The organism is Corallococcus sp. AB018, assembly GCF_003986945.1.
Taxonomy (GTDB): domain Bacteria; phylum Myxococcota; class Myxococcia; order Myxococcales; family Myxococcaceae; genus Corallococcus; species Corallococcus exiguus.
Window position 1 is genome coordinate 1 of the sequence record NZ_RAWR01000097.1, and the last position, 21,199, is coordinate 21,199.

The following is a 21,199-nucleotide window of genomic DNA, read 5'->3' on the forward strand; positions in this document are numbered from 1 at the left end:
CTTCCACCACGATGGGGGACTGGCCGGAGCGCTGCCGGTTCTCGTCCTCCAGGGAGTAGAAGAGCTGGATCTGCGAGCCGCCCTTCATGACGAGCTCGCCCTTCTGGTTCTCCGCCCAGAGGTCGATTTCGACGAAGTACCGGCCGCCGGAGCCGTGGCGGTCGCTCACGCGGCCCTTGCAGACCACGGTGTCGCCCGGCCACACCATCTTGATGAAGCGGACGTTGTAGCGCCGCAGCTGGCCGCCCCGGGCCCAGTCGCTGATGAGCTGGCCCAACATGCCCATGACGAGCATGCCGGGGGCGTAGACGGACGGCATGCCCACGCTCTTGGCGTAGAGCTCGTCCACGTGCACGGGGTTGTAGTCGCCGGAGGCGCCCGCGTAGCGCGACAGCTGGACGCGGTCCACCGGGGCCTTGGCCAACGCCGGCAGCTCGTCACCGACGCGGATGGATTCGAAGTAGAGCTTGCGCGCGGGCATCAGGCGTTCTCCTTGGCGGCACGCACCACGAGGGTCCGGCGGGCGCGGAAGACGAGGTTGCCCTCTTCGTCCCGGCCTTCGTCCTCGATGACCGCGATGTCCATCTTGCCGGACATGCCCGGCCGCTCGAAGACGTCCGACACGCGGGTGGACACGTAGATGCGGTCCCCCGCGAAGATGGGCCGCTCGTAGTCAAAGCCCTGTTCGGCGTGCAGCAGGCTCTTGATGCCCACCCCCAACAGCTCCCGGAGGTCCGCGGCGGAATGGAACGACGCGGGGAACGTGGGCGGCGCGACGATGGTGGGGTAGCCCGAGGCCCGGGCGTACTCCTCATCGTAGTAGATGGGATTGTAGTCGCCGATTGCCTCGGCGAAGCGCCGGATGGCGCCCTTCTCCACCTCGTTGAGCGTCGGCGGCGAGGCGCGGCCAATCGCGTTCTTGTCCAGCATTTCCCTCTCCTGATGAACCTTCAGCGACCTGACGGAAGCTCGAGCACCGTCAGGAGCCCGGCCTCCGCGGCCGTCAAACGTGGCGCGGCATTCACCAGCGCGTTCGCGGTGGCCCGGTCGCCCGCCACTCCCCCCGGTATCTCAAGCACCAGCCTGGGGTCCGCGTCGATCTCGATGCGATCCCGTGGGTTGTCCGCCCCTACCGCGATGGTCAGCTCCAGGCGGACCCGCTCCTGCCCCTCCTCCAAACCCACCACGGACTGGAACATGCCCGCGACGCGGCCTTTCTTCACGACAAATGCGCCGCCGGTGATGTCCTCCTCGGCGAACACGGGCGCGACCTCCTCCTCGAAGTCGTCACAGTCCAACCCCAGCCCCACCGCCGCCAGCGCCGCGGACTCCACCAGCCCCACGTGGCCCAGCTCCTCGCGGTCCACCAGGTCGAAGAACTCCTCCTCCGTCAGGCCCGCGCCCACCTTGCGCTGCAGGGCCTCACGGCGCGTGCGCGCGTCCACCACGCGGCTGGCCAGCACCTTGCGCACGGGGCCGCACACCTGACCAGCGGTGGCCACCAAGCGGTCCAGGACGAAGCCTGGGTTCACGCCCGTACCCACGATGGCGACGCCCGCCTTCTCCGCGGCGCGCTCCAGCTTCTCCGCCAGCTCCGGGTACTTGAGGTGCGGGAACGCCAGCTCCTCGCAGGTGCTGGCCACCGGCAGGCCCAGCTTCAGCGCGTCCAGCAGCTGGTCCATCACCTGGGAGAGCCGCGAGCTGGTGGCGTGCAGCACCACCACGCCCTTGCGGCGCCCCACGGCGCGCTCCAGCGAGTCCGCGACCTTGAAGCGCGGCCCGGCCAGCCCCAGCACGTCGCCCAGGGGACGACCCACCAGGGAGGGCTGCGAGTCCACCGCGCCCATCAACTCCACTTCGGTGGACGACAGGGCTGCCCTGGCAATCTCCTGCCCGATAAACCCCAGCCCCATCACCACCACCGGCACCGGCCCATCAGGGGCTCTAGCCATCGGAGATTGCTCCCGAATTCCAAGGGGTTACAGCCATTTACGTTGGGTAGGCGGCCACCATAGAACACGGCTCGACGGGCAGGCAAGCAGGACGTGGAATCCAGCGACCACCGGTTTCAGGGAAACCTCAAGAATTCCAGTAGTTTGGCGGTACTGGAAAGCTTGGGGGGGCCTGTCTGGCCGTCTGTGGACCGGCTATAAGAGTCTGAGAAAAACGCAGCCCACTCGCTCGGAGCGTATCAGCCCATGGCCCGAATCCTCGTGGTGGACGACGACGTGCTCATCCTCGCCGCGCTGTCCCGGATCCTCCAGGCGGAGGGTTACGAGGTCGTGACACACAGCGACCCGGTGGTGGCGGCGCGGGAGCAGGGATTCGACGTCGTCCTCACGGACTTCATGATGCCGTACCTCAACGGCATCGAGCTGTTGTCAGCGCTCCGGGAGAAGAACCCTCGCGCGGTGCGGCTGATGCTGACGGCGGCGGCGGACTTCAAGACGGCGTCGGAGGCGGTGAACCGGGGCGAGGTCTTCCGGCTCCTGGGCAAGCCGTGGTCGCTGAGCGACCTGACCAGCAGCATCCGGCAGGCCTTCGAGCACCACCGGCTGGTGGCCACCAACGAGCGGCTGACACGCGAGGTCGCGGAGAAGAACGCGGAGCTCCTGGCCATCAACGAGGGACTGGAGCGCCGGGTCATCGAGCGCACCACGGGGCTTCTGGACGGGCTCATCAGCGCGCTGGACTACCGCGACACGGAGACGCAGTGGCACTCGCGGCGCGTGTCGCTGTACGCGCGGCGGCTGGCGCAGGAGATCGGCCTCACCGGACCGGCGCTGGACGTGGTGGAGCAGGGCGCGCTCCTGCACGACATCGGGAAGATTGGCGTGCGGGACTCCATCCTGCTCAAGCCCGGGCCGCTCACGCCGGAGGAATGGGTGGAGATGAAGCTGCACCCGGAGTTCGGCTACCGGATGCTGGCGAAGATGCCCTACCTGCACGAGGCGGCGCTCATCGTCCTGCAGCACCAGGAGCGCTGGGACGGCAAGGGCTACCCGCTGGGGCTCAAGGGCGAGGAGATCGTCATCGGGGCGCGCATCTTCTGCCTCGTGGACACGCTGGACGCCATCACCTCCGACCGGCCCTATCGCAAGGGGCGCCCCATGAGCGTGGCGCGCGACGAGGTCCGCCGCTGCGCTGGCACGCAGTTCGACCCGATGCTCGCGGAGGCGTTCCTCGGCCTGCCGGAGACGGAGTGGGCCCGCATCCGCCGTGAGGTGGAGACGATGGAGGAAGCGGAGAGCCACCGCTGGACGGGCGCGAACCTCAACGCACAGGGCGAGCCGGTGCCCGCGCGCGCCGCCGGGGCCTGACGCGCGAGGGTCCTGCTTCAGGGGGCGCGGGTGCCGACGATGACATCGTCGATGATCGTGCCCTCCAGCAGCGCGTCCACCACGTCCATGCCTTGAATCACTTCACCAAAGGCCGTGTAGCGGCCGTCCAGGTGCGGCTGCGGTGAGTGGGTGAAGAAGAACTGGCTGCCGCCAGTGTCCTTGCCCGACAGCGCCATCCCCACGGTGCCTCGCGCATACGGGCGGCGCGTCATCTCGCAGCGGATGGAATAGCCAGGCCCACCCTCCCCGTCTCCGCGCGGGTCTCCGCCCTGCGCGACGAAGTCCGGCACCACGCGGTGGAAGGTGATGCCCCGGAAGTAGCCCTGCTTCGCGAGCGCCATCAGGTTGCCGCCCGTAAGCGGCGCATCCGGATCCAACAGGACGGTGATGTCGCCCTTGCGCGTGCGCAGCGTGAGCGTCGTGCCCGGGGGCGCGGCCGGCGGACGGTACGTCTCCGGAGGCAATTCCACGCGGGCGGAGTGGACCGGCGCTCCCGTGAGCGTGGTGAGGGACTCGGCCGCGATCCGGCGCACGTTGGCGTGTGGATGGGTCAGCCATTCGCGCAGGCGGGGTTCCGCCGCGCGGCCCTTCAACACGACGAGCGCGCCGGCCACCGCCTCCGCCAGGTCCGGCTCCTTGGGGACGCGGTCGGCCAGGGCCTCCAGCGCGGGCAGGGCTTCGGTGTCCTTCAGCTTGCCGGCGGCGGACGCGGCCAGTCCCGCCACCACCGCGTCCCCTCCTCCGATGAGCGCGCGAATGGGCGCCAGCGCTTCGGGCACGGGGCGTTCAGCGAGTGCGTCCAGCGCGGCGCCGCGCACGATGGGGCTCACGTGGTCCAGGTAGGGCACCGCGAACGCAGCGCCGGTGGGCTGCCCCTTGAACTGCGCCACCTCGTGCAGTCCCAGCGCGAGCCATCGGGCTTCGGGGACGCGGCCGTAGCCGCACTGGAGGACCTGCTCCAGAGTGCCCAGCTGTCGGTCCATCGCCGCCGCGAACCGGCAGTCCAGCCAGGCGAGGTCCGTGTGGGCTTCGTCGGACACGGCGGTGCGGTCTGCTTCCGCCAGCGCACTCCTCATGCGCGACAACACCGGCCGGCCCTGGAGCGGAAGTCCCTGCTGCGCCACCGCCAGAAACACGTGGCCTTTCGCCGCCTTCCCCTCCGCCACCTGCTTCGCCAGGTGCGACTGGCCTTCCAGTGCGCTCAGCGGGGCACAGGGTGAGCCGGCCTCGCACTTCGCGGCGAGCTTCGCCAGCGCACGCGCCACCTCCGCCGACGCGCGGGACGTGGCTTCGCCCAACATCAGGTTCAGCGCCAGCGCGTCCCGCGGGCTGCCCAGGTCGCCCAGGCTCTTCACGCACGGGGCCATCACATCCGGTATCGAATTGGCCACGCAGGAGCGGAGCGCATCCACGCCGTCCAGCCGCTTCGACGCAGCCAGAAGGTACGCCCCGGCGACGTTCACTTCGCTCCGCAAGCGGGGATCCAGCAGCGCGCGGATCGTCTCCAGGGGGACGTTCGCCACGGCCGCGGGTCCGGCCTTGCGCGCAGCCACGCCCAACGCCGTCGCCGCGGCCTCGGCCCAGGGGCCATTGGCCGGAGACAGCCGGGCCGTCAGCACCTCCACGGCGCCAGGCGTGGCCAGCTTGCCCAGGGACTCCAGCAGCGTGTCGTGCACCCGGGCGTAGGCTTCCGAGGCCTCGGCGCGCACCAGCGCTTCCGTGAGCGCCGTCCGTGCGGCCTCCGGAAGCGGCTCCCACGACTGCGCCAGCTCACCCGCCGCGAAGGCGGCCTCGTCGCGCACGGCAGTGCGCCGCGCCGTCAGCCCGGCGAGGACGGCCTCCAGCGTCTCCACGTCCTGGATCCGCGCCAGGGCCCGGAGGGCGCGCACGCGCACGGCCCAATCCGGCGCGGAGGTGGCGAACCGCACCAGGTCCCCGCCTCCCAGGGAGCGGCGGTCCTCCCAGTCCTGGATCCGCGCGATGGCCTTCGAGGGCTCGACCGGGGGCGGAGGCACGTCGGGCGTCGGCACCGAGCGGACACAGGCGCTCACGAGGAGGAAACCGGCGGACACTGCGGCGGGCAGGCGGGCCATGCTCGAACGGGCTAGGTCAATTCCCCGCGAAAATCCAGGGGTTATGGCGCTGAACGGGTTTGACAGCCGCGCGCTGGGGCCGGGAAGATATCGGGCCGTTTCCCCCCTCCCGGAGCACCGGCCCTGAACTGCCCAGGCTGTAATCGCAAGGTCGCGGAAGACACCGCCATCTGCCCCCACTGCGACCACATCATCGACGAGTCCTTCCTCGGGGGAGCCGGGGATGAGGGGGACTCTGGCGGCGATGACGAGAGCACCGGAGTCCGGCCGCCGCCGCGCTCGCGGCCTCCTCCGGCCCGCGCCGCTCCAGAGCCTCGCGCACGCCCCGCTCCGGCCCGCGCCAGGACGGGCGCCCGCCCCGCCGCGCCGCCGCCGAGCGACGACGCCACCAACGTGCGGAGCATGGACGACATCGCCCGGGAGAAGGCCCAACGTGCCGCTCCTCCCGCCCGGGGCGGTGGCGCCGCCAAGGCCGCTCCCGCCCGTGCGTCGGCCCGCCGCGCCCCGGCGCCCGCTCCCGTCGAGGAGGATGAGGACGACGCCGGCGACGCGGTGGCGGATCCCTGGTCCCGTGAGGCCCGTGAGCTGGAGTCCTCTCGCTCGCCCATCGATGATCCGGAGGTGCTGCTGGACGACGCGCGCTCGTTCCTGGGCGAGCTGCAAGGCGGCGACCGCATCGCGTTCTGGGGCGCGGCGCTGGTGGTGCTCTCCTGCTTCATTCCGTGGAAGGAGACGGCGGAGGGCGGCGACTTCCTGGGCCTCATCAGCCTGGGGTTCATCTCCTTCATCTTCGCCGTCGCGACCATGGTCTTCGTGGGCCTGCGGGCGCGGGAGGTGATGACCTGGGTGAACCCCATGCTGCCGTGGGGCGCGCAGATGGTCTGCAGCGTGGTGACCCTCGTCTGGTCGCTGGTGTTCCTGAAGCTCTCCTCGGACACCACCCTCGTGCCGTCGCCCATGGGCAACGCGGAGATGATGAACTCGTCGCCGAGCATCGGCTGTTTCCTGGGCATCCTCGGCGGCGTCATCGCGGTGCTGGGCACCCTGATGGGCCTGAAGCGCCAGGAGTAGGCCCGAGGATTTCGCTGCCGCGCCGGACATGAGGCGGGCTACCGTCGCCCGCCACCATGTCCGACGCCACGCCCCTCTCCCGCCTCCTCGACGCGCTGGGCTCGGCCGTCGTGGGCCAGCCCCGCGTGCTGGCCGACCTGGTGACGGCCTTCCTCGCGCGCGGCCATGTGCTGCTGGAGGGCGTGCCCGGGGTCGCCAAGACGCTCACCGCGCGCAGCATGGCGGGGGCGCTGGGCCTGTCCTTCTCCCGCGTGCAGTTCACCCCGGACCTGATGCCCGCGGACATCCTGGGCACCAACGTCTTCCAGCCGCAGGAGCAGACCTTCCGCCTGATGAAGGGCCCCGTCTTCACGGAGGTCCTGGTCGCGGATGAAATCAACCGCACGCCGCCCAAGACGCAGGCGGCGCTCCTGGAGGCCATGGAGGAGCGGCAGGTCACCATCGACGGCGTCACCCACGCGCTGCCGCCGCACTTCTTCGTCGTCGCCACGCAGAACCCGCTGGAGCTGGAGGGCACCTATCCCCTCCCCGAGGCGCAGCTGGACCGCTTCCTCATGCGCGTGCGCGTGGGCTACCCGGATGGCGACTCGGAGACCTCGCTCCTGCGCGCCTTCCACCAGCGCGAGGGCCGGCCACCCGCCGTGTCCCGCGTGCTGGACGCCGCCACGCTGACGGAGCTGCAGGACCGCGCCGCGCGCGTCGCGTGTGACGACTCCATCCTCCAGTACGTGGTGCAGCTCGTGCGCGACACCCGTGCACACCCCCGCGTGCGGCTGGGCGCGAGCCCTCGCGCCGCGCAGGCCCTGCTCGCGGCGTCCAAGGCGCACGCGGCGCTCCGGGGCACCGACTTCGTCACCCCGGACGACGTGAAGGACGTCACGCCCAGCGTCCTCAACCACCGCCTCCTGCTCAAGGCCGAGGCGGAGGTGGAGGGCGTCACCGCGGACGACGTGCTGAGGCAGATGCTCGAACGGGTGCGAGTGCCCCGGTGAGCCTCGGGCGTCCCGTCCCCAGCGGCCTCGCCGTGGCGCTGTTCTCCGGAGCGCTGGTGCCCGCCGCGCTCGCGGTGGCGAGCCCCGCCTTCGGATGGCTGGCGCTCGCGGTGGACGTGGCCGTCCTGCTCCTGTGCGCGGTGGACTTCCTGCGCGCGCCGCATGCCCGTGACGTCGACGCACGCCGCGAGGTGGAGCCCATCCTCTCCTCCGGCGTGGACAACACCGTGCGCTGGGAGCTGCGTTCGCGAACGGACAGGCCCGTGCGCGGTGAGCTGCGCGACGAGCCGCCCCTGGACGTGGAGAGCCACGGCCACCGTCAGCCCTTCACGCTGGAGCCGGGAGACACCACGCGGCTGACGTACCGCGTGCACCCTCCCTCCCGGGGCGATGCGCGCTTCGGCGACGTGAACCTGCGCCTGATGGGGCCCCTGGGTCTGTGCTCGCGGCAGGTGCGGCTGCCCGCGGGTCAGGACGTGAAGGTGTATCCGGACCTGCGCGCCCTCTCTCGCGAGGCGCTGACGCTGGCGCGCGCGTCGGAGGCCGTGTCCGCGCGCACGCTCCTTCGCAAGTCCGTGGAGGGCCGCGAGTTCGAATCGCTGCGCGAGTACCGCCCCGGCGACGACTACCGGCACATCGACTGGAAGTCCTCCGCGCGCCACGGCCACACGCTGGTGCGCACGTGGCAGCCGGAGCGCAACCAGCCGGTGCTGTTGCTCCTGGACTGCGGCCGTCACATGGCGGGCCGGGTGCAGGGGCGCCGGAAGCTGGACCACGCGGTGGACGCGGCGCTGCGGCTGGCCCGCGTGAGCCTGGACGCGGGCGACGTCGTGGGCGTGCTCGCGTTCGCCAGCGACGTGCGCACCTTCCTGCCCCCGCGCAAGGGCGCGGAGCACCTGCGCCTCATCACCGAGTCCCTCTACCGCGCGGAGGCCGGCCTGGAGGAGAGCGACTACGGCCGCGCGTTCGACTTCGCCTTCGCCCGCCAGACGCGCCGCGCGCTGGTGGTGCTCTTCACCGACCTGGTGGATCCGGACGCGTCCTCCGCGCTCCTCACGCGCACGCTGGCCCTGCGCCCCCGGCACCTGCCCGTCGTCGCGTCGCTGCTGGACGAGGACCTGGAGGCCGCCGCCACCGACGTGCCCGGCGACGCGACGTCCGCCTACGCGCGGCAGGCCGCCTCCCGCATGGAGTCCGAGTACCGCCGCACCGCCACCACGCTGCGTGACGCGGGAGCGCTGGTGGTGCGCGCACCGGCACGCGGATTCGGCGCCGCTGCACTCAACGTGTACCTGGACGTGAAGGCGCGCGGGCGGCTCTGAGCGCTCACGACGCATTCGTCAAGCCCTTTGAGACATTCCGACGCTCGCGCGCGCATGTGTCGTTCCGCCGAACACCATGCTTGCCAATCGCGCGGAGGCCGAGTTTTCGGCCTCGGGGAGGACCCCCTTTACAGATGGCGATCGCTGCCCACAATGGCGCGCCTCAACTGTTCGCGCGCACGCGCGCACGCTCCAAACCGGACGGGAGGCGGGACTTGGCGGAGGTCGCGAGGGGTTTGAAGCTGGAAGTGGAAGCAGACGCCGCGGCCATCGCGGCCCGTGCCGCGGAGGAGCTGGTGGAGGCGGGGCTGACGCCCTTCCACGAGCGGCTCCTCGCCGAGGAGTTGCTCGCGCGCAGCGGTGACACGCAGCAGCGGCTGGCGAACGCGCTGGCCGAAGCGAAGGTGGACCTCAACCCGCATCAGGTCGAAGCGGCGATGTTCGCGCTGGACGCGCTGTCGCGCGGCGGCTGCATGCTCGCGGACGAGGTGGGCCTGGGGAAGACCATCGAGGCGGGCCTCGTCATCGCCCAGCTCATGGCGGAGGGAAAGAACCGCATCCTCATCCTCGCCCCCGCCGTGCTGCGCGCGCAGTGGAACGCCGAATTGCGCGAGAAGTTCGACCTGGACAGCGTCCTCGTCGACGGCCGCGACGTGAAGAAGCACAACAACTGCTTCGATCAGCCCTTCCCCGTCATCTGCTCGCACCCGTTCGCGGCGAACCGCTCCGCGCTCGTGTCAGAGATTCCGTGGGACCTGATCATCATCGATGAGGCCCACCGGCTCCGGAACGCGCACCGGCCCAACAACAAGACGGGCCAGGCGCTGCGCGCGTCGCTCGCGGGCCGCCCCAAGCTGCTGCTCACCGCCACCCCGCTCCAGAACGACCTGATGGAGCTGTTCGGCCTGATGTCGCTCTTGGACGAGCAGATCCTGGGCCCCGAGCACGCCTTCCGCAGCCGCTACCGCGCCGACGAGGGCGGCGGCATGACGGAGGCCGCCGCGTGCGAGCTCAAGGAGCGGCTGGCCCCGGTGGTGCAACGCACGCTGCGCCGTCAGGTGCGCGAGTACGTGCGCTACACCAACCGCCGCAGCATCGTGGAGGACTTCCTCCCCTCCCCCGAGGAGCACGACCTCTACGAGAAGGTCAGTGAGTACCTGCAGCGCTCGGAGGCCGCGGCCATCGAGCCGGGCAAGAAGACGCTCCTGACGCTGTGCTACCGCAAGCTCCTGGCCTCCTCCACGTTCGCCATCGCGCCCACGCTGCGGCGGCTGTCTGAGAACCTGGAGAAGCGTCTGTCGGCCGCGCGGCTGGGACAGCAGGCCCTGTCGCTCTTCGAGCCGGAAGAGGCCAAGCAGTTCGTGGAGGAAGGCGAGGAGTGGTCCGACGACCCCGCCAAGGCGCCCCAGGTCCGCACGCTGGAGCAGGAGGTCTGGGAGCTGCGTCAGTACGCGGACCTCGCGGACTCCATCCGCATCAACGCCAAGGGTGAGGCGCTCAAGCGCGCCCTGGACCGCACCTTCGCGGTGATGCGCACGCACTCCTGGCCGGAGAAGGCGCTCATCTTCACGGAGTCCAAGCGCACGCAGCAGTACCTCTTCAGGCTGCTGTCGGAGCACGGCTACAAGGACAAGATTTCGCTCCTGTCCGGCGACGCCGGCGGCACGCCCGAGGAGCGCCGGGCGCTGGTGGAGGAGTTCCGCCACAAGACGCAGATCCTCATCTGCACGGAGGCCGGTGCCGAAGGCCTCAACCTCCAGTTCTGCAACCTGGTGGTGAACTACGATTTGCCGTGGAACCCGCAGCGCGTGGAGCAGCGCATCGGCCGGTGCCACCGCTACGGCCAGCAGCGCGACGTGCTGGTGGTGAACTTCCTCAACCGGCAGAACGCGGCGGACGCGCGCCTGTTCGAGCTGCTGGAGAAGAAGCTCAACCTCTTCGACGGCGTGTTCGGCGCGTCCGACGAAATCCTGGGCGCGCTGGAGAGCGGCGTCGACTTCGAGCGCCGCGTGCTGGACATCTACCAGTCCTGCCGCGACCCGAAGGACATCAACGTCGCCTTCGACAAGCTGCGCGAGGAGCTGGAGGGCACCATCAACCAGCGCATGACGTCGATGCGCTCGGTGGTGCTGGAGCGCTTCGACGGCGACGTGCGCCGCCGGCTGCGCGTGGCGGGAGACGCGGCCAAGGAGGTCGTGGCCAAGCGCCAGCAGGAGGCGAAGGCGCTCACCGGCTCCGTGCTGGGCAGCCGCACCTCCGGACGGCTCCAGGTGGCCAAGGCCGCCTACGCGGTGCGCGACCGCACCCAGGACACCGTCAGCTACCTGCAGCTGGACGCCGCGGGGCTCCCCTCACGGCTGGCGCGGCTGGCCGGCGGCGAGGGCTGGTGGTTCGTCTACAAGTTCGAGACGACGGGCCTCAAGCCGGAGGAGAAGCTGGTCCACCTGGTGCTCGTGAAGGACCGGGACGGCGGCTTCCGCGCCCTGCCGCTGACGGACGGTGTCCACTTCACGAAGCTCGACGCCAAGGAAGAGAAGCGCCGTCAGCCCGCGCCGGTGTCGGTCCAGCTCATGCAAGAGCAGTCGCTCATGACCGCCAAGGATGAGCTGATTCGGGCCGCGGAACGGCGCAACGCGTTGGAGCTGGACAAGGCCAAGGAGCGCGCGGACCGCTACGTCGAGGACTGCCTGATGGAGTCCCGCGAGGTGGTGGAGTCCGCCCGTCAGGCGTGGTTCGACGCGCGCAAGGAAGTCTCCGGCATCGAGGACGTCGCGGAGCGCGCGAAGGCCCGGGCGCACTCGGACCGGCAGGAGCGCGACTACCGCCGCAAGCTGGCGTCGCTGCGCAACGAGGAGGAGAAGCGCTACGCCTCCAAGGACCGGCAGATGGCGGAGCTGGCCAACAAGGCGCGTGTGACGGAGAAGCGCACCCTCATCGCCTCCGCGTACTTCTGGCTGTCCTGAGCCCCGTCACAGGGGCTTGAGCCGCACCCACGTCGCCCCCCAGCCTCCGTCCGCTTCGGAGGCTGTCTGGAAGCCTTCCACTTCCGGCAACGTGGGCAGCAGGGACTGCACGGTGCGCCTCAGCGCGCCCGTGCCCTTGCCGTGGATGATGCGCACGTCGAGCACGCCCTTCTGGCGGCAGGCCCAGAGGTACTCGGTGACGAGGTCCTTCACCTCGCGAGGCTGGAAGAGATGCAGGTCGAGGTTTCCATCGACCGGAATTTCTACTGCTCCCAGCTCATCTGGCGTGGGCGGAGGCTCCGGACCCTCCGGCGGCAGGGGCGGGAGTGGCTTTCGGCGTGACACCGTAGCGTGCCTCCTCCTGGCGCTGCTTCTCCTCGGCCGCCAGGCGCTGACGCTCGCGCGCCAGCCGGAACTCTTCCTTGAGGCTGGTGATCTCCCCCTTGAGCGAGGTGATGTCCTCCTTCACCGCTCGCGGGTGGCTTTCGCCAGCCGGGTCGTGATGGTTGCCCGCACGCTTGCCCTCCGAGCCGGCTCCACCGGAGGCGGTCATCTGCATCAACAGCGCGGCCAGGGTCATCACCATCATGAGCATTCACGTAAGCAAGCGCCGTGCTCGCGCGCAAGTCATGTTGCGTGAACGGCGCCTCTCTGGCCGCCCTCCTCCTTGTGTGACACGACGCGTTCCGCGAGCCGGACGGCGGACAGCGGGGCGCTGCCTTCCGCCTTGTTGTTGATGGTCACGAAGACGGGACGGTCGCGTCGCACGGCCGCCATGCACACACGGGCCAGCGCGTCGCGGGTGCCCACGTCCTCGTCCACCAGCCGGTTGAACGGCGCGTAGCGGGCGTAGGCCTCCTCGTAGCCGAGGTTCGGCGGCAGCATCCATCGCACCACCACGGCGCGGGCCTCGAACGCGCGCGTGAGCTTCGCCTGCCGCGCGACGGGCGGCATGTGGGCCCACACCGCGAGCACCGGGCTCACGCCCGTGTCCGCGAGCGCCTGCGCGAAGCCCTCCGTGAGCAGCTCCTCGTTGCGAACCTCCACCGCGTACAGCGGCCCCCGGGGCAGCGCGGAGAAGAACGCGTGCAGCCGCTCCACGAAGCGGCCCGCGCCACCCAGCGCCGCGGGGTCCTGCGGTGGGAACTGGAAGACGAGCGGTCCGGCCTTGTCGCCCAGCCCTTCCAGGAACGGCGCCACCACGTGGTCCACGGCGTAGGCCGCCTGGAGGAAGCGCTCGTTCACCTGCCCCCGGTGCGCGCCATAGCGCTCGTGCACGGGGAAGCGCGCCAACGTGCAGGCCTCGTGGGCCTTCACCAGGAAGCGAAAGCCGTCCGGCACCTGCTGCGCGTACTCAGCGAAGGTCGTGGCCGGCACCGGCGCGTAGAACGTCCGGTCGATGCCGACCGTGCGCAGCACCGGGTGGTGCGCGTAGGCAGCCAGGCCCTCGCGCGCCAGCTGGGTCGTGCTGGCCTCATGGTCGTAGACGAGCCCGTTCCAACCCGGGAAGGTCCATGACGACGTGCCCAGGTAGACGCCGCGCGGGAGCTGCTCGCCCAACATGCGCAGGCTGTCGGACGGCTCGGCGGGTCCCACCGGCTGGGTCCTGCGCCGCGACGACGCGGGTGGCTCCTCCACCGCGCCGGTGAAGAGGTCGAACTGCGCGGGTCGTCGCGGTGCGCTCATGCGTGCAGCTCCTCTCCCACGGTGGGGACGGCGGGGAAGCCCTGGGAGTAATCCCCGAGCCCAGGTGATGCAGCAGGTTGCCCGGATTCAGGAGGACGTTCCAGGTTTCTGGCAAGCCCCCCAGGCGGACGGCCACACACGGACAGTCCCCCTCCAATCACCACGATATGTGATTGGACCTTTGTCCAAATGCAAACGCAGTCACTTCACTGTAAGCTATTTAAACCAAGGAATTCAGCACTACCTATGTAAAACTTGGACTGGATTGCAACGGCCGGGGGGCCTCATGGACTGGTCGTTGACCGCATCGCTGCTCGCGGAGCGGGACACGCGGCCCATCGTCGTGATGGACCGGCGTGGCCGCATCGAGCTGGCGAACGGCGCGTTCACGTCGCTCCTGGGCCGGCCCCGCGAGGAGTTGTTGGGGCGCCGCTGGACGGATGTCTGCACGCCACGCGAGCACGGACGCGAGGTGGGACAGGCGCTGCGGGCCATCTTCACCAGCGCCGAGACGCGGCTGGAGACAGAGGTGCTCACGCGCGACGGCGAGCGGCTGTCGGTGGAGCTGGACGTGGCCGCCGTGGGCCGCCCTCCCCTGCGGCTGGTGGCCATCATCACGCGCTCCGCCCCGCCCCTCTCCATCCCCGAGCGCACCGTCTTCCCGGAGCCGGCCCGGGAACACGGAGCACGTCGGGATCTGAGCTACGAAATCTCCACCGAGCTGTCGTCGTTCGGGACGCTCAAGGCGGTGTGGACGTCCGGAGAGGCGCGGCAGGAGGAGATGGTGGGCCGGCCGTGCTTCGGCGCCTTCGCCCACCGCGACGCGCCCTGCCTGGACTGTCCGCTGACGATGGCCGCGCCTACCTCCTGGCCGCACACCATCGTGCGGCAGGCTTCCGAGCATGCGGAGGGCTACGAGGTCGTCACCGCCACGCCCACGGGCGCTGGCACCGCGCGTGTCAGCGTCCACACCATCGGTGATGAAACACTCAGCGGCCTCTTCGAGGCGAAGGTGCGGCGCATGGCCAACGCCGCGCGGCTGTCCGAGCGGGAAGGCGATGTGTTGCGATATCTCGCGCTCGGCCGCTCGCCGACCGACATCTCGACCGTGTTAGGGATTACCGAGCGCACTGTGAAATTCCACCAGGCCAACCTGCTCCGGAAGCTGGGCGCGGAGACGCGATACGACCTGCTCCGCCTGTTCTTCTGATCAGGGCGCCTTCCCTCTGGGACAGCTTTCAGGCCGTTGACTTTGGAGGATGCTGGGACTTCGACTCCGGAGTCTTGTGGGTCGGGGGGGCCGTTGCCTATGGGCAGCGCCAGTCAAATCCGTCTCATCAAACACATACAGTCTGTGTGGACTTCCGTCCGGAAGCGTCCTGTCCGTGGGTGACACTCCGGGCTGGGACGACGTGATGCGGGAGTTCCTCCTCGAGTCCCGCGAGCACGTGCAGAGCATCGAGGCGACGGTGCTGGAGCTGGAGGCGCGGCCGGGCTCGCAGCCGTTGCTGGCGCAGCTGTTCCGGGCCCTGCACACCGTGAAGGGCACCTGCGGCTTCCTGGGCTTCAGCCGCCTGGAAGCGTTGATGCACGCAGCCGAGGAGATGCTCGGCCTGGCGCGCGACCGGCGCCTGGTGCTGGACCGCGAGCGCGTGTCCACGCTGCTGGCGGCGGCGGACGCGGCGCGCGGACACGGAGTTGGCGCGCCTGAGGGCCATGCTGGAGAACGCGCCCACCTGCGTGATGGTGGCCGACCTGGACCTGAAGATCGTCTACCTGAACCCCGCCTCGCGCCGGCTGTTGCAGCGCGTGGAGAAGCACCTGCCCATCGCCGCGGACCGGGTGCTGGGTTCCCACATCGACGTCTTCCACAAGGACGTGGCGTACCAGCGGAAGATCCTGGCCAACGACAAGAACCTGCCGGTGCGCGCGAACATCCCCATTGGGCCGGAGACCGCGGACCTGCTGGTGACGGCGGTGTACGACGGCCAGGGCCGCTACCTGGGCCCCATGGTGACGTGGGAGCTGATCACGGAGAAGCTCGCCGTGCAGCAGCGTGAGAAGGATCTGGACAGCACCCTGCGCGGCATCTTCCAGGAGGTGACGCAGCACTCGCAGACGCTCGCCGCGTCGTCGCAGGAGCTGTCCAGCGTCAGCCAGCAGATGGTGAGCAACGCGCAGGAGACCGCGGCGCAGGCCACCCAGGTGTCCGCCGGCGCCGAACAGGTCAGCCGCAACGTGCAGAGCGTCGCGTCCGGCATGGAGGAGGTCAACGCGAACATCCGCGAGGTGGCGCGCAACGCGAGCGCCGCCGCCAAGGTGGCGTCCTCCGCGGTGAAGCTCGCGGACTCCACGTCCAGCGTCGTCGGCAAGCTGGGCACGAGCAGCCAGGAGATCGGCAAGGTCATCAAGGTCATCACCTCCATCGCGCAGCAGACGAACCTGCTGGCGCTCAACGCGACCATCGAGGCGGCGCGCGCCGGTGAGGCGGGCCGGGGCTTCGCGGTGGTGGCCAACGAGGTGAAGGAGCTGGCGCGCGAGACCGCCCGCGCCACGGAGGACATCGGTCAGAAGATCGGCAGCATCCAGGGCGACACCGAGGAGGTGGTCAACGCCATCCTGGAGATTGGCGCCACCATCGGCCGCATCAACGAGCTGCAGACGTCCATCGCCTCCTCCGTGGAGGAGCAGACGGCCACCGCGGGGGAGATCCTCCGCAACGTGGGCGAGGCCGCCAAGGGCAGCCAGCAGATCTCCGAGAACATGGCCGCCGTGGCGGAGGCCGCGCGCAGCACCACCGAGGGCGCGGGCAGCACGCAGCGCTCGGCGGTGGAGCTGGCCCACATGGCGCAGTCGCTGCAACGGCTGGTCGTGCAGGTGGACACCTCCGACAAGCAGACGCGGACGAAGTAGCGCGGGCGGCGGAAGGCACAGGGAGCGACGGCACGTGCGAACCGGATTGAAGCGGTGGTGGGAGCTGGGCCAGGTGGCCCGTGCCTCCACGCGTCTGCGGCGGGGGTCCCGGCCCCAGGACGCGGAGCGCGCACGGCACGAGCTGGCCCAGCGCCTGTTGGGGCTGCGCGGGCTGCCACAGAAGGTGGGCCAGGTGCTCACGCTCGCGGAGCTGGGCGCGGACACGCCGGGGTTCGGTTCGCTCGCGGAGGCGCCCTCCCCGCTCGACCCGGAGGCCGCGCTGGCGGAGGTGTCCCGCCGGTTGGGCCGTCCGTGGCGGGAGGTTTTCAAGTCGCTGGAGGGCGAGGGCATCGCCGCGTCGCTGGGCCAGGTGCACCGGGGCGTGCTGCATGACGGGCGCACAGTGGCCGTGAAGCTGCGGCACCCGGGCATCGCGGAGGCCGTGCGGGATGACTTGCGCGCGCTGGGGTGGCTTGCCGCTCCGTTGGGAGGCTGGCGCGGGAAGCTGGACCTGCCCGCCTACCGCCACGAGCTGGCCCGCATGCTCCAGGGCGAGCTGGACTATCGCCACGAGGCCCAGGCCCTGCGGGACGCGGGCACTCGCATGGCGGAGGTGCCGGGCGTCGTCATCCCCGTGCCGGTGGATGAACTCACGCGGGAAGACCTGCTGGTGATGACGTGGGTGGAGGGCGAGTCGCTCGCGGAGGGCTGGCGCTGGAGCGAAGCGGACCGCCGCGCGCTGTCCACGACGCTGGTCCGGCTGTTCCTCCACGGCTGCTTCACGTGGGGCGCGCTCCACGCGGATCCGCACCCGGGCAACTACCGCGTGTCGCGGGGACCGGACGGCAAGCCCGTGCTGGGAGTGCTCGACTTCGGCTGCGTGAAGACACTGCCGCCGGAGCTGCCCGTGGGGCTGGGGCGGTTGATCACGCTCCTGAACTGTCCGAGCACGCCGCCGCGCCCGGAGCAGCTCCTGTCCGCGTGGGTGATGCTGGGCTTCGCGCCGGAGCTGCTGGAGCCCATGGCGGAAGCGCTGCCCGCCGTCAGCCGAGTGCTGCTGGAGCCCTTCCTCCTGGACCAACCCTTCCACGCGCGAAGCTGGCGCCTGGGCGAGCGGCTCACCGAGGCGCTGGGGCCGCACCGCTGGAACTTCCGCGCGGCGGGGCCCGCGTCGCTCCTGTTCGTCCTGCGCGCGTTCCACGGGCTGGTGCGACACCTGGACGTGCTGGATGCGCCCATCGCATGGGGACCCCTCCTGGATGAGGCCCGCGCCCCGTCACTGCCGCCTCCGCCATCGCCGTCGGCGGCTCCCGTGGAGGGCACCGCGCGCTACCTGAAGGTCCAGGTGACGGAAGGAGGGCGCACGCGCGTCGCGCTCACCTTCCGCGCGGACGTGACGGCGCACCTGGAGGAGCTGCTGCCGGAGGACCTGCCTCGCAAGCTGGCGGCGCGTGGCGTGGATCCGGCGGCCATTGGTATCGCGGCGGTCGCGGCGGGTCTGCGGCCGTCGGAGTTGTTCCACCTGGATGAGGGCCGCCGGCGTGTCCGGGTCTGGCTCGAATGAAACACGGACAAGGAGGTGACGGATGGTCACCATCGGCATGAACTACGAAGTGCGTGAGGGCAAGGCGGAAGCCTTCGAGCGGAAGTTCGCGCTGGTGCTGGAGGCGATGCGCACGCTGCCGACGCACGCTCACACGGAGCTGTTCAAGAGCGTGGGAGCGCCGGGGCGCTACCTCATCGTCTCCGAGTGGCACAGCCGCGAGGGCTTCGACGCCTTCGTCGCGTCCGAGGCCTTCCACCGCGTGACGGACTGGGGCGCCAGCGCCATCCTCGCGAGCCGTCCGCGCCACGAGGTGTATGGCGAAAGTGCCTCCAGCGCCCCCGTGGGCCGCTGCCCGGTCGCGCACGCGGCGCGGTGAAGCGGGTGCGAATGAACGCCATCCGGGTCCTCGTGGTCGACGACGCGGCCGTGGTGCGGCGTCAGGTGTCGCTGCTGCTGGGCGCGGCGCCGGGCCTGGAGGTCGTCGCCACCGCGCCCAATGGCCGCATCGCCCTGGCGAAGGTGGAGCAGTTCCAGCCGGACGTCGTGCTGTTGGACCTGGAGATGCCGGAGCTGGACGGGCTGGAGACGCTGAAGCTCCTGCGTCAGCGCGCCCCGGAGCTGCCCGTGGTGATGTTCAGCGCGCTCACCGAACGCGCGGGCGTGTTGACCCTGGAGGCGCTCGCGCTGGGGGCCCGCGACTACGTGACGAAGCCCACGTCCGCGGGCGGGATGAACATCACCGTGGAGGCCGTGCGGGACGAACTGGTGCGCAAGCTCAAGGCGCTGAACGTACGCACGCCGTCCGCCACGCCCTCGCCCCCACTGGTGACGCGCGAGCCGCAGTCCAGGCCGCGAGTGCCCGCGCGGGTGGAGGCCATCGTCGTCGGCGCGTCCACGGGAGGCCCGGGCGCGCTGGTGCGCCTGGTGTCCGCGCTGCCCGCGGACCTGCCGGTGCCGGTGTTCATCGTGCAGCACATGCCGCCCCTCTTCACCCGGCTGCTCGCGGAGCGGTTGCAGGGCGTGACGCCGCTCACCGTGCGCGAGGCGGTGACGGGAGCATCCGTGAATGCGGGCGAGGTGTGGGTCGCTCCCGGCGACTTCCACCTGGCCGTGTGCCGGGATGCGACGGGCGTGCGGCTGCTCACGCACCAGGGGCCGGCGGAGAACGCGTGCCGTCCGGCGGTGGACCTGCTCTTCCGCTCCGCGGCGGAGGTGTACGGCACGGGGGTGCTGGCGGTGGTGCTCACCGGCATGGGCCAGGACGGGCTGCGCGGCTGCCGGAGGGTGAACGAGGCAGGCGGTCAGGTGGTGGTGCAGGACCAGGCCAGCTGCGTCGTCGGCAGCATGCCGGGTGCGGTGGAGCAGGCGGGGCTCGCGGATGCCGTGGTGCCCCTGGAGGCGCTGTCCCTGGAGCTGGCGCGGCGCGTGGATCCGCGCGGACGGAGGACCTGAACATGTCCCTGCTTCCCGACGACTTCGCGTACCTGCGGCAGCGCGTGCTGCGCCGCTCCGGGCTCGTGCTGGAGTCCGACACGTACGCGCTGGTGGAGACGCGGCTCACGCCCCTCATGCGCGAGGAGCGTCTGCCGGACCTCTCCTCCCTGGTCTCGCGGTTGCGCTCGCAGCCAGAGGGCAGTCCGCTGCACCAGCGCCTGGCGGAAGCGCTGGCCAACCACGAGACGGCCTTCTTCCGCGACGCGCCCGTCTTCGAGGCCCTGCGAACCACGGTGCTGCCCACGCTGCTGGCCAGGCGCATCCGCACGCGGACGCTGCGCATCTGGTGCGCGGCGTGTGCCTACGGTCAGGAGCCCTACAGCGTCGCGATGACGCTGACCGAGGCCGGGCTGCTCATCACCGGATGGACGGTGCGCATCCTCGCCACCGACTTCTCCACCCGCGCTATCGTTCGCGCCTGCGAGGCCCGCTACGACGCGAAGGAGATCCACCGGGGCCTGACGCCCGAGCTGCGCCAGCGCTACTTCCACCAGGAGCGCGACGGGTGGCGGCTGAGTGAACAGGTGCGCAAGCCGGTGGAGTTCCGGCCGCTCAACCTGATGGAGGACTTCCCGCTGGAAGCGCCCGTGGATCTCGTCTTCCTGCGCAACGTGATGATCTACTGGGACGCGCCCACCCGGCGCGCGGTGCTCGCCCGCGTGCGGCGGATGCTCCACGCGGACGGCTACCTGGTGCTGGGCGCCGCGGAGGCCTCGCCCCTGGTGGAGGACGGCTTCACGCGGCACCTGATTGGACAGACAAGCTGGTACCGCCCCACGCCCGCCTCGTCTGGCGTCGGCGCGCCCGTGGAGGACGCGCGGCGCTCGCCCCGCTCCGGCGCTACACCTTGAGGCGGATGGCGCCCGGCAACAGCGTCATGGTGCAGGGCAGCCGGCCCGGCGTCTCGCCGTCCACGTCCAGGAACACGTCGCCCGTCAGCGACTCGGCGTGGATGGTGCGGCAGCGCAGCCTCCGCGTGCCCTTCCAGGTGACGTGGTCGCCGTTGTAGACGCCCTTGGACTTGAGGACGAAGTCGGACAGGCCGTAGTTGGACCAGATGGTGACGTCGAAGAGGCCGTCGTGAGTCACCGCGTCGGGCGCCACGAACATGCCGCTGCCGAAGTAGCGGCCGTTGGCCACGGCCACCGCGGTGACGCTCACCGTCTCCGGCTCACCGCCGTCCACCGTGAGGCGCACCTGCTGCTCCTGGTACTTGATGAGGCCCTTCACGGTGCCCCACATGAAGCTCAGGTTGCCGCCCAGCGCCTTGCTGCCCTGGTTCACCTCGCGGGCCACCACCGCGCTCACGCCGAGCGAGGCGATGTTGGCGAAGAAGCGCGTGGCCGGCTTGCCGTCGTTGTCGGTGAACTCCAGCCGCCCCACGTCGAAGGGCTCGGTCGTCTCCGTGCGCAGCCGCTCCAGCGCGGACGTCAGCTCCAGGTCCCACCCGAAGGTGCGGCGGAAGTCGCCGCCCGTGCCTCGGGGCAACAGGCCCAGCGTGGCCCGGGGGTTGATGACCTGTCCGTCGCGGAAGAAGCCGTTGGTGACCTCGTTGAGGGTGCCGTCGCCGCCCACCGCGACGATGCACTCAAAACCGTCATCGATGGCCTGCCGCGCCAGACGCGCCGCATCCATGCCGCCGCTGGTGAAGCCGTACCCGAAGTCGCCGAGCACCTTGCCCACCTGCGCGGAGATCTCCACCCATCGCTTCCCCGTCTGCCCGTTGGCGCTGCGCGGGTTGACCACGAGGAACGTCTTCATTCAGTGCCTTCTCCCTG

At 70.6% G+C, this 21,199-nt stretch carries 19 protein-coding genes and 1 pseudogene; 12 read left to right on the forward strand and 8 right to left on the reverse strand.

All coding sequences use genetic code 11. The annotated features are described in order from the left end of the window. The 3 genes from D7Y11_RS21225 to D7Y11_RS21235 form a co-directional block, all read right to left on the reverse strand. Positions 1-481 (reverse strand): MaoC family dehydratase (locus tag D7Y11_RS21225; protein ID WP_121754766.1); only part of this gene is annotated, 481 nt, incomplete at its 3' end. After that, entirely contained in the window at positions 481-930 is a 450-nt protein-coding gene (locus tag D7Y11_RS21230) for a MaoC family dehydratase N-terminal domain-containing protein (protein ID WP_014397671.1), read from the reverse strand. The genes D7Y11_RS21225 and D7Y11_RS21230, both read right to left, overlap by 1 nt. 20 nt (positions 931-950) lie before the next feature. After that, positions 951-1,952, reverse strand: a complete 1,002-nt coding sequence (locus D7Y11_RS21235; RefSeq protein WP_120580222.1) for a dihydrodipicolinate reductase — start codon at positions 1,950-1,952, stop codon at positions 951-953. A gap of 246 nt (positions 1,953-2,198) precedes the next feature. Here D7Y11_RS21235 and D7Y11_RS21240 point away from each other — a divergent pair, with 246 nt between their 5' ends. After that, on the forward strand, positions 2,199-3,320 hold the full coding sequence (locus tag D7Y11_RS21240; RefSeq protein ID WP_120580223.1) for an HD domain-containing phosphohydrolase: 1,122 nt from the start codon (positions 2,199-2,201) through the stop codon (positions 3,318-3,320). A gap of 17 nt (positions 3,321-3,337) precedes the next feature. Here D7Y11_RS21240 and D7Y11_RS21245 read toward each other — a convergent pair whose 3' ends face one another. Beyond that, positions 3,338-5,392: a peptidylprolyl isomerase gene (locus D7Y11_RS21245; protein WP_306770449.1), complete on the reverse strand. Its 2,055-nt coding sequence runs from the start codon at positions 5,390-5,392 to the stop codon at positions 3,338-3,340. 444 nt (positions 5,393-5,836) lie between these two features. Here D7Y11_RS21245 and D7Y11_RS21250 point away from each other — a divergent pair, with 444 nt between their 5' ends. From D7Y11_RS21250 to D7Y11_RS21265, 4 genes are all read left to right on the forward strand, one after another. Further along, positions 5,837-6,505: a hypothetical protein gene (locus tag D7Y11_RS21250; protein ID WP_120580225.1), complete on the forward strand. Its 669-nt coding sequence runs from the start codon at positions 5,837-5,839 to the stop codon at positions 6,503-6,505. 56 nt (positions 6,506-6,561) lie between these two features. After that, positions 6,562-7,497 carry a MoxR family ATPase gene (locus D7Y11_RS21255; protein ID WP_126934626.1) on the forward strand — a complete coding sequence of 312 codons (936 nt, stop codon included), beginning with the start codon at positions 6,562-6,564 and terminating at the stop codon, positions 7,495-7,497. Next, the gene (locus D7Y11_RS21260) at positions 7,494-8,819 is read left to right on the forward strand and encodes a DUF58 domain-containing protein (RefSeq protein ID WP_126934627.1); all 1,326 of its coding nucleotides are present in this window, start codon (positions 7,494-7,496) and stop codon (positions 8,817-8,819) included. The genes D7Y11_RS21255 and D7Y11_RS21260 overlap by 4 nt, the downstream gene beginning before the upstream one ends. Before the next feature lie 242 nt (positions 8,820-9,061). After that, a complete protein-coding gene (locus D7Y11_RS21265) occupies positions 9,062-11,782 on the forward strand; it encodes an SNF2-related protein (RefSeq protein WP_233597378.1) in 2,721 nt (906 codons plus the stop codon). 6 nt (positions 11,783-11,788) lie between these two features. Here D7Y11_RS21265 and D7Y11_RS21270 read toward each other — a convergent pair whose 3' ends face one another. The 3 genes from D7Y11_RS21270 to D7Y11_RS21280 are packed head-to-tail and all read right to left on the reverse strand — an operon-like array spanning position 11,789 to position 13,468. Then, on the reverse strand, positions 11,789-12,127 hold the full coding sequence (locus D7Y11_RS21270; RefSeq protein ID WP_126934628.1) for a Smr/MutS family protein: 339 nt from the start codon (positions 12,125-12,127) through the stop codon (positions 11,789-11,791). Further along, complete coding sequence (locus D7Y11_RS21275) at positions 12,060-12,371, reverse strand: hypothetical protein (RefSeq protein WP_126934629.1); 312 nt, start codon at positions 12,369-12,371, stop codon at positions 12,060-12,062. Before D7Y11_RS21275 ends, D7Y11_RS21270 begins: the two co-directional genes overlap by 68 nt. A gap of 38 nt (positions 12,372-12,409) precedes the next feature. Beyond that, the gene (locus D7Y11_RS21280) at positions 12,410-13,468 is read right to left on the reverse strand and encodes a DUF72 domain-containing protein (protein ID WP_126934630.1); all 1,059 of its coding nucleotides are present in this window, start codon (positions 13,466-13,468) and stop codon (positions 12,410-12,412) included. A 286-nt stretch (positions 13,469-13,754) separates the two neighbouring features. Here D7Y11_RS21280 and D7Y11_RS21285 point away from each other — a divergent pair, with 286 nt between their 5' ends. The 7 genes and pseudogenes from D7Y11_RS21285 (at position 13,755) to D7Y11_RS21315 (ending at position 20,272) form a co-directional block, all read left to right on the forward strand. Further along, positions 13,755-14,678, forward strand: coding sequence for a PAS and helix-turn-helix domain-containing protein (locus D7Y11_RS21285; RefSeq protein WP_158641976.1), 924 nt, complete (start codon positions 13,755-13,757; stop codon positions 14,676-14,678). Between the two features lie 205 nt (positions 14,679-14,883). Further along, positions 14,884-15,144: pseudogene (locus D7Y11_RS45350) on the forward strand (Hpt domain-containing protein); the annotation flags it as partial. A 22-nt stretch (positions 15,145-15,166) separates the two neighbouring features. Continuing rightward, positions 15,167-16,381 (forward strand): methyl-accepting chemotaxis protein, encoded by a 1,215-nt coding sequence (locus tag D7Y11_RS21295; protein ID WP_233605139.1) that lies wholly within the window; start codon positions 15,167-15,169, stop codon positions 16,379-16,381. A 34-nt stretch (positions 16,382-16,415) separates the two neighbouring features. Further along, entirely contained in the window at positions 16,416-17,945 is a 1,530-nt protein-coding gene (locus tag D7Y11_RS21300) for an AarF/ABC1/UbiB kinase family protein (protein WP_121754760.1), read from the forward strand. A gap of 22 nt (positions 17,946-17,967) precedes the next feature. Then, positions 17,968-18,303 (forward strand): antibiotic biosynthesis monooxygenase, encoded by a 336-nt coding sequence (locus D7Y11_RS21305; RefSeq protein WP_121754759.1) that lies wholly within the window; start codon positions 17,968-17,970, stop codon positions 18,301-18,303. Between the two features lie 11 nt (positions 18,304-18,314). Further along, the gene (gene cheB, locus D7Y11_RS21310) at positions 18,315-19,379 is read left to right on the forward strand and encodes a chemotaxis-specific protein-glutamate methyltransferase CheB (RefSeq protein ID WP_121754758.1); all 1,065 of its coding nucleotides are present in this window, start codon (positions 18,315-18,317) and stop codon (positions 19,377-19,379) included. Between the two features lie 2 nt (positions 19,380-19,381). After that, positions 19,382-20,272, forward strand: coding sequence for a protein-glutamate O-methyltransferase CheR (locus D7Y11_RS21315; protein WP_120580282.1), 891 nt, complete (start codon positions 19,382-19,384; stop codon positions 20,270-20,272). Here D7Y11_RS21315 and D7Y11_RS21320 read toward each other — a convergent pair. After that, positions 20,262-21,182 (reverse strand): diacylglycerol kinase family protein, encoded by a 921-nt coding sequence (locus D7Y11_RS21320; RefSeq protein WP_121754757.1) that lies wholly within the window; start codon positions 21,180-21,182, stop codon positions 20,262-20,264. The genes D7Y11_RS21315 and D7Y11_RS21320 overlap by 11 nt on opposite strands. Between the last annotated feature and the right edge of the window lie 17 nt (positions 21,183-21,199).

Excerpts from the sequence above, each read along its gene's own strand:
- D7Y11_RS21235 (WP_120580222.1), bottom strand. The coding sequence starts at position 1,952 with ATGGCTAGAGCCCCTGATGGGCCGGTGCCGGTGGTGGTGATGGGGCTG.
- D7Y11_RS21320 (WP_121754757.1), bottom strand. The coding sequence starts at position 21,182 with ATGAAGACGTTCCTCGTGGTCAACCCGCGCAGCGCCAACGGGCAGACG.
- D7Y11_RS21280 (WP_126934630.1), bottom strand. The coding sequence starts at position 13,468 with ATGAGCGCACCGCGACGACCCGCGCAGTTCGACCTCTTCACCGGCGCG.
- D7Y11_RS21275 (WP_126934629.1), bottom strand. The coding sequence starts at position 12,371 with ATGATGGTGATGACCCTGGCCGCGCTGTTGATGCAGATGACCGCCTCC.
- D7Y11_RS21305 (WP_121754759.1), top strand. The coding sequence starts at position 17,968 with ATGGTCACCATCGGCATGAACTACGAAGTGCGTGAGGGCAAGGCGGAA.
- D7Y11_RS21315 (WP_120580282.1), top strand. The coding sequence starts at position 19,382 with ATGTCCCTGCTTCCCGACGACTTCGCGTACCTGCGGCAGCGCGTGCTG.
- cheB (WP_121754758.1), top strand. The coding sequence starts at position 18,315 with ATGAACGCCATCCGGGTCCTCGTGGTCGACGACGCGGCCGTGGTGCGG.
- D7Y11_RS21230 (WP_014397671.1), bottom strand. The coding sequence starts at position 930 with ATGCTGGACAAGAACGCGATTGGCCGCGCCTCGCCGCCGACGCTCAAC.
- D7Y11_RS21255 (WP_126934626.1), top strand. The coding sequence starts at position 6,562 with ATGTCCGACGCCACGCCCCTCTCCCGCCTCCTCGACGCGCTGGGCTCG.
- D7Y11_RS21285 (WP_158641976.1), top strand. The coding sequence starts at position 13,755 with ATGGACTGGTCGTTGACCGCATCGCTGCTCGCGGAGCGGGACACGCGG.
- D7Y11_RS21240 (WP_120580223.1), top strand. The coding sequence starts at position 2,199 with ATGGCCCGAATCCTCGTGGTGGACGACGACGTGCTCATCCTCGCCGCG.
- D7Y11_RS21250 (WP_120580225.1), top strand. The coding sequence starts at position 5,837 with ATGGACGACATCGCCCGGGAGAAGGCCCAACGTGCCGCTCCTCCCGCC.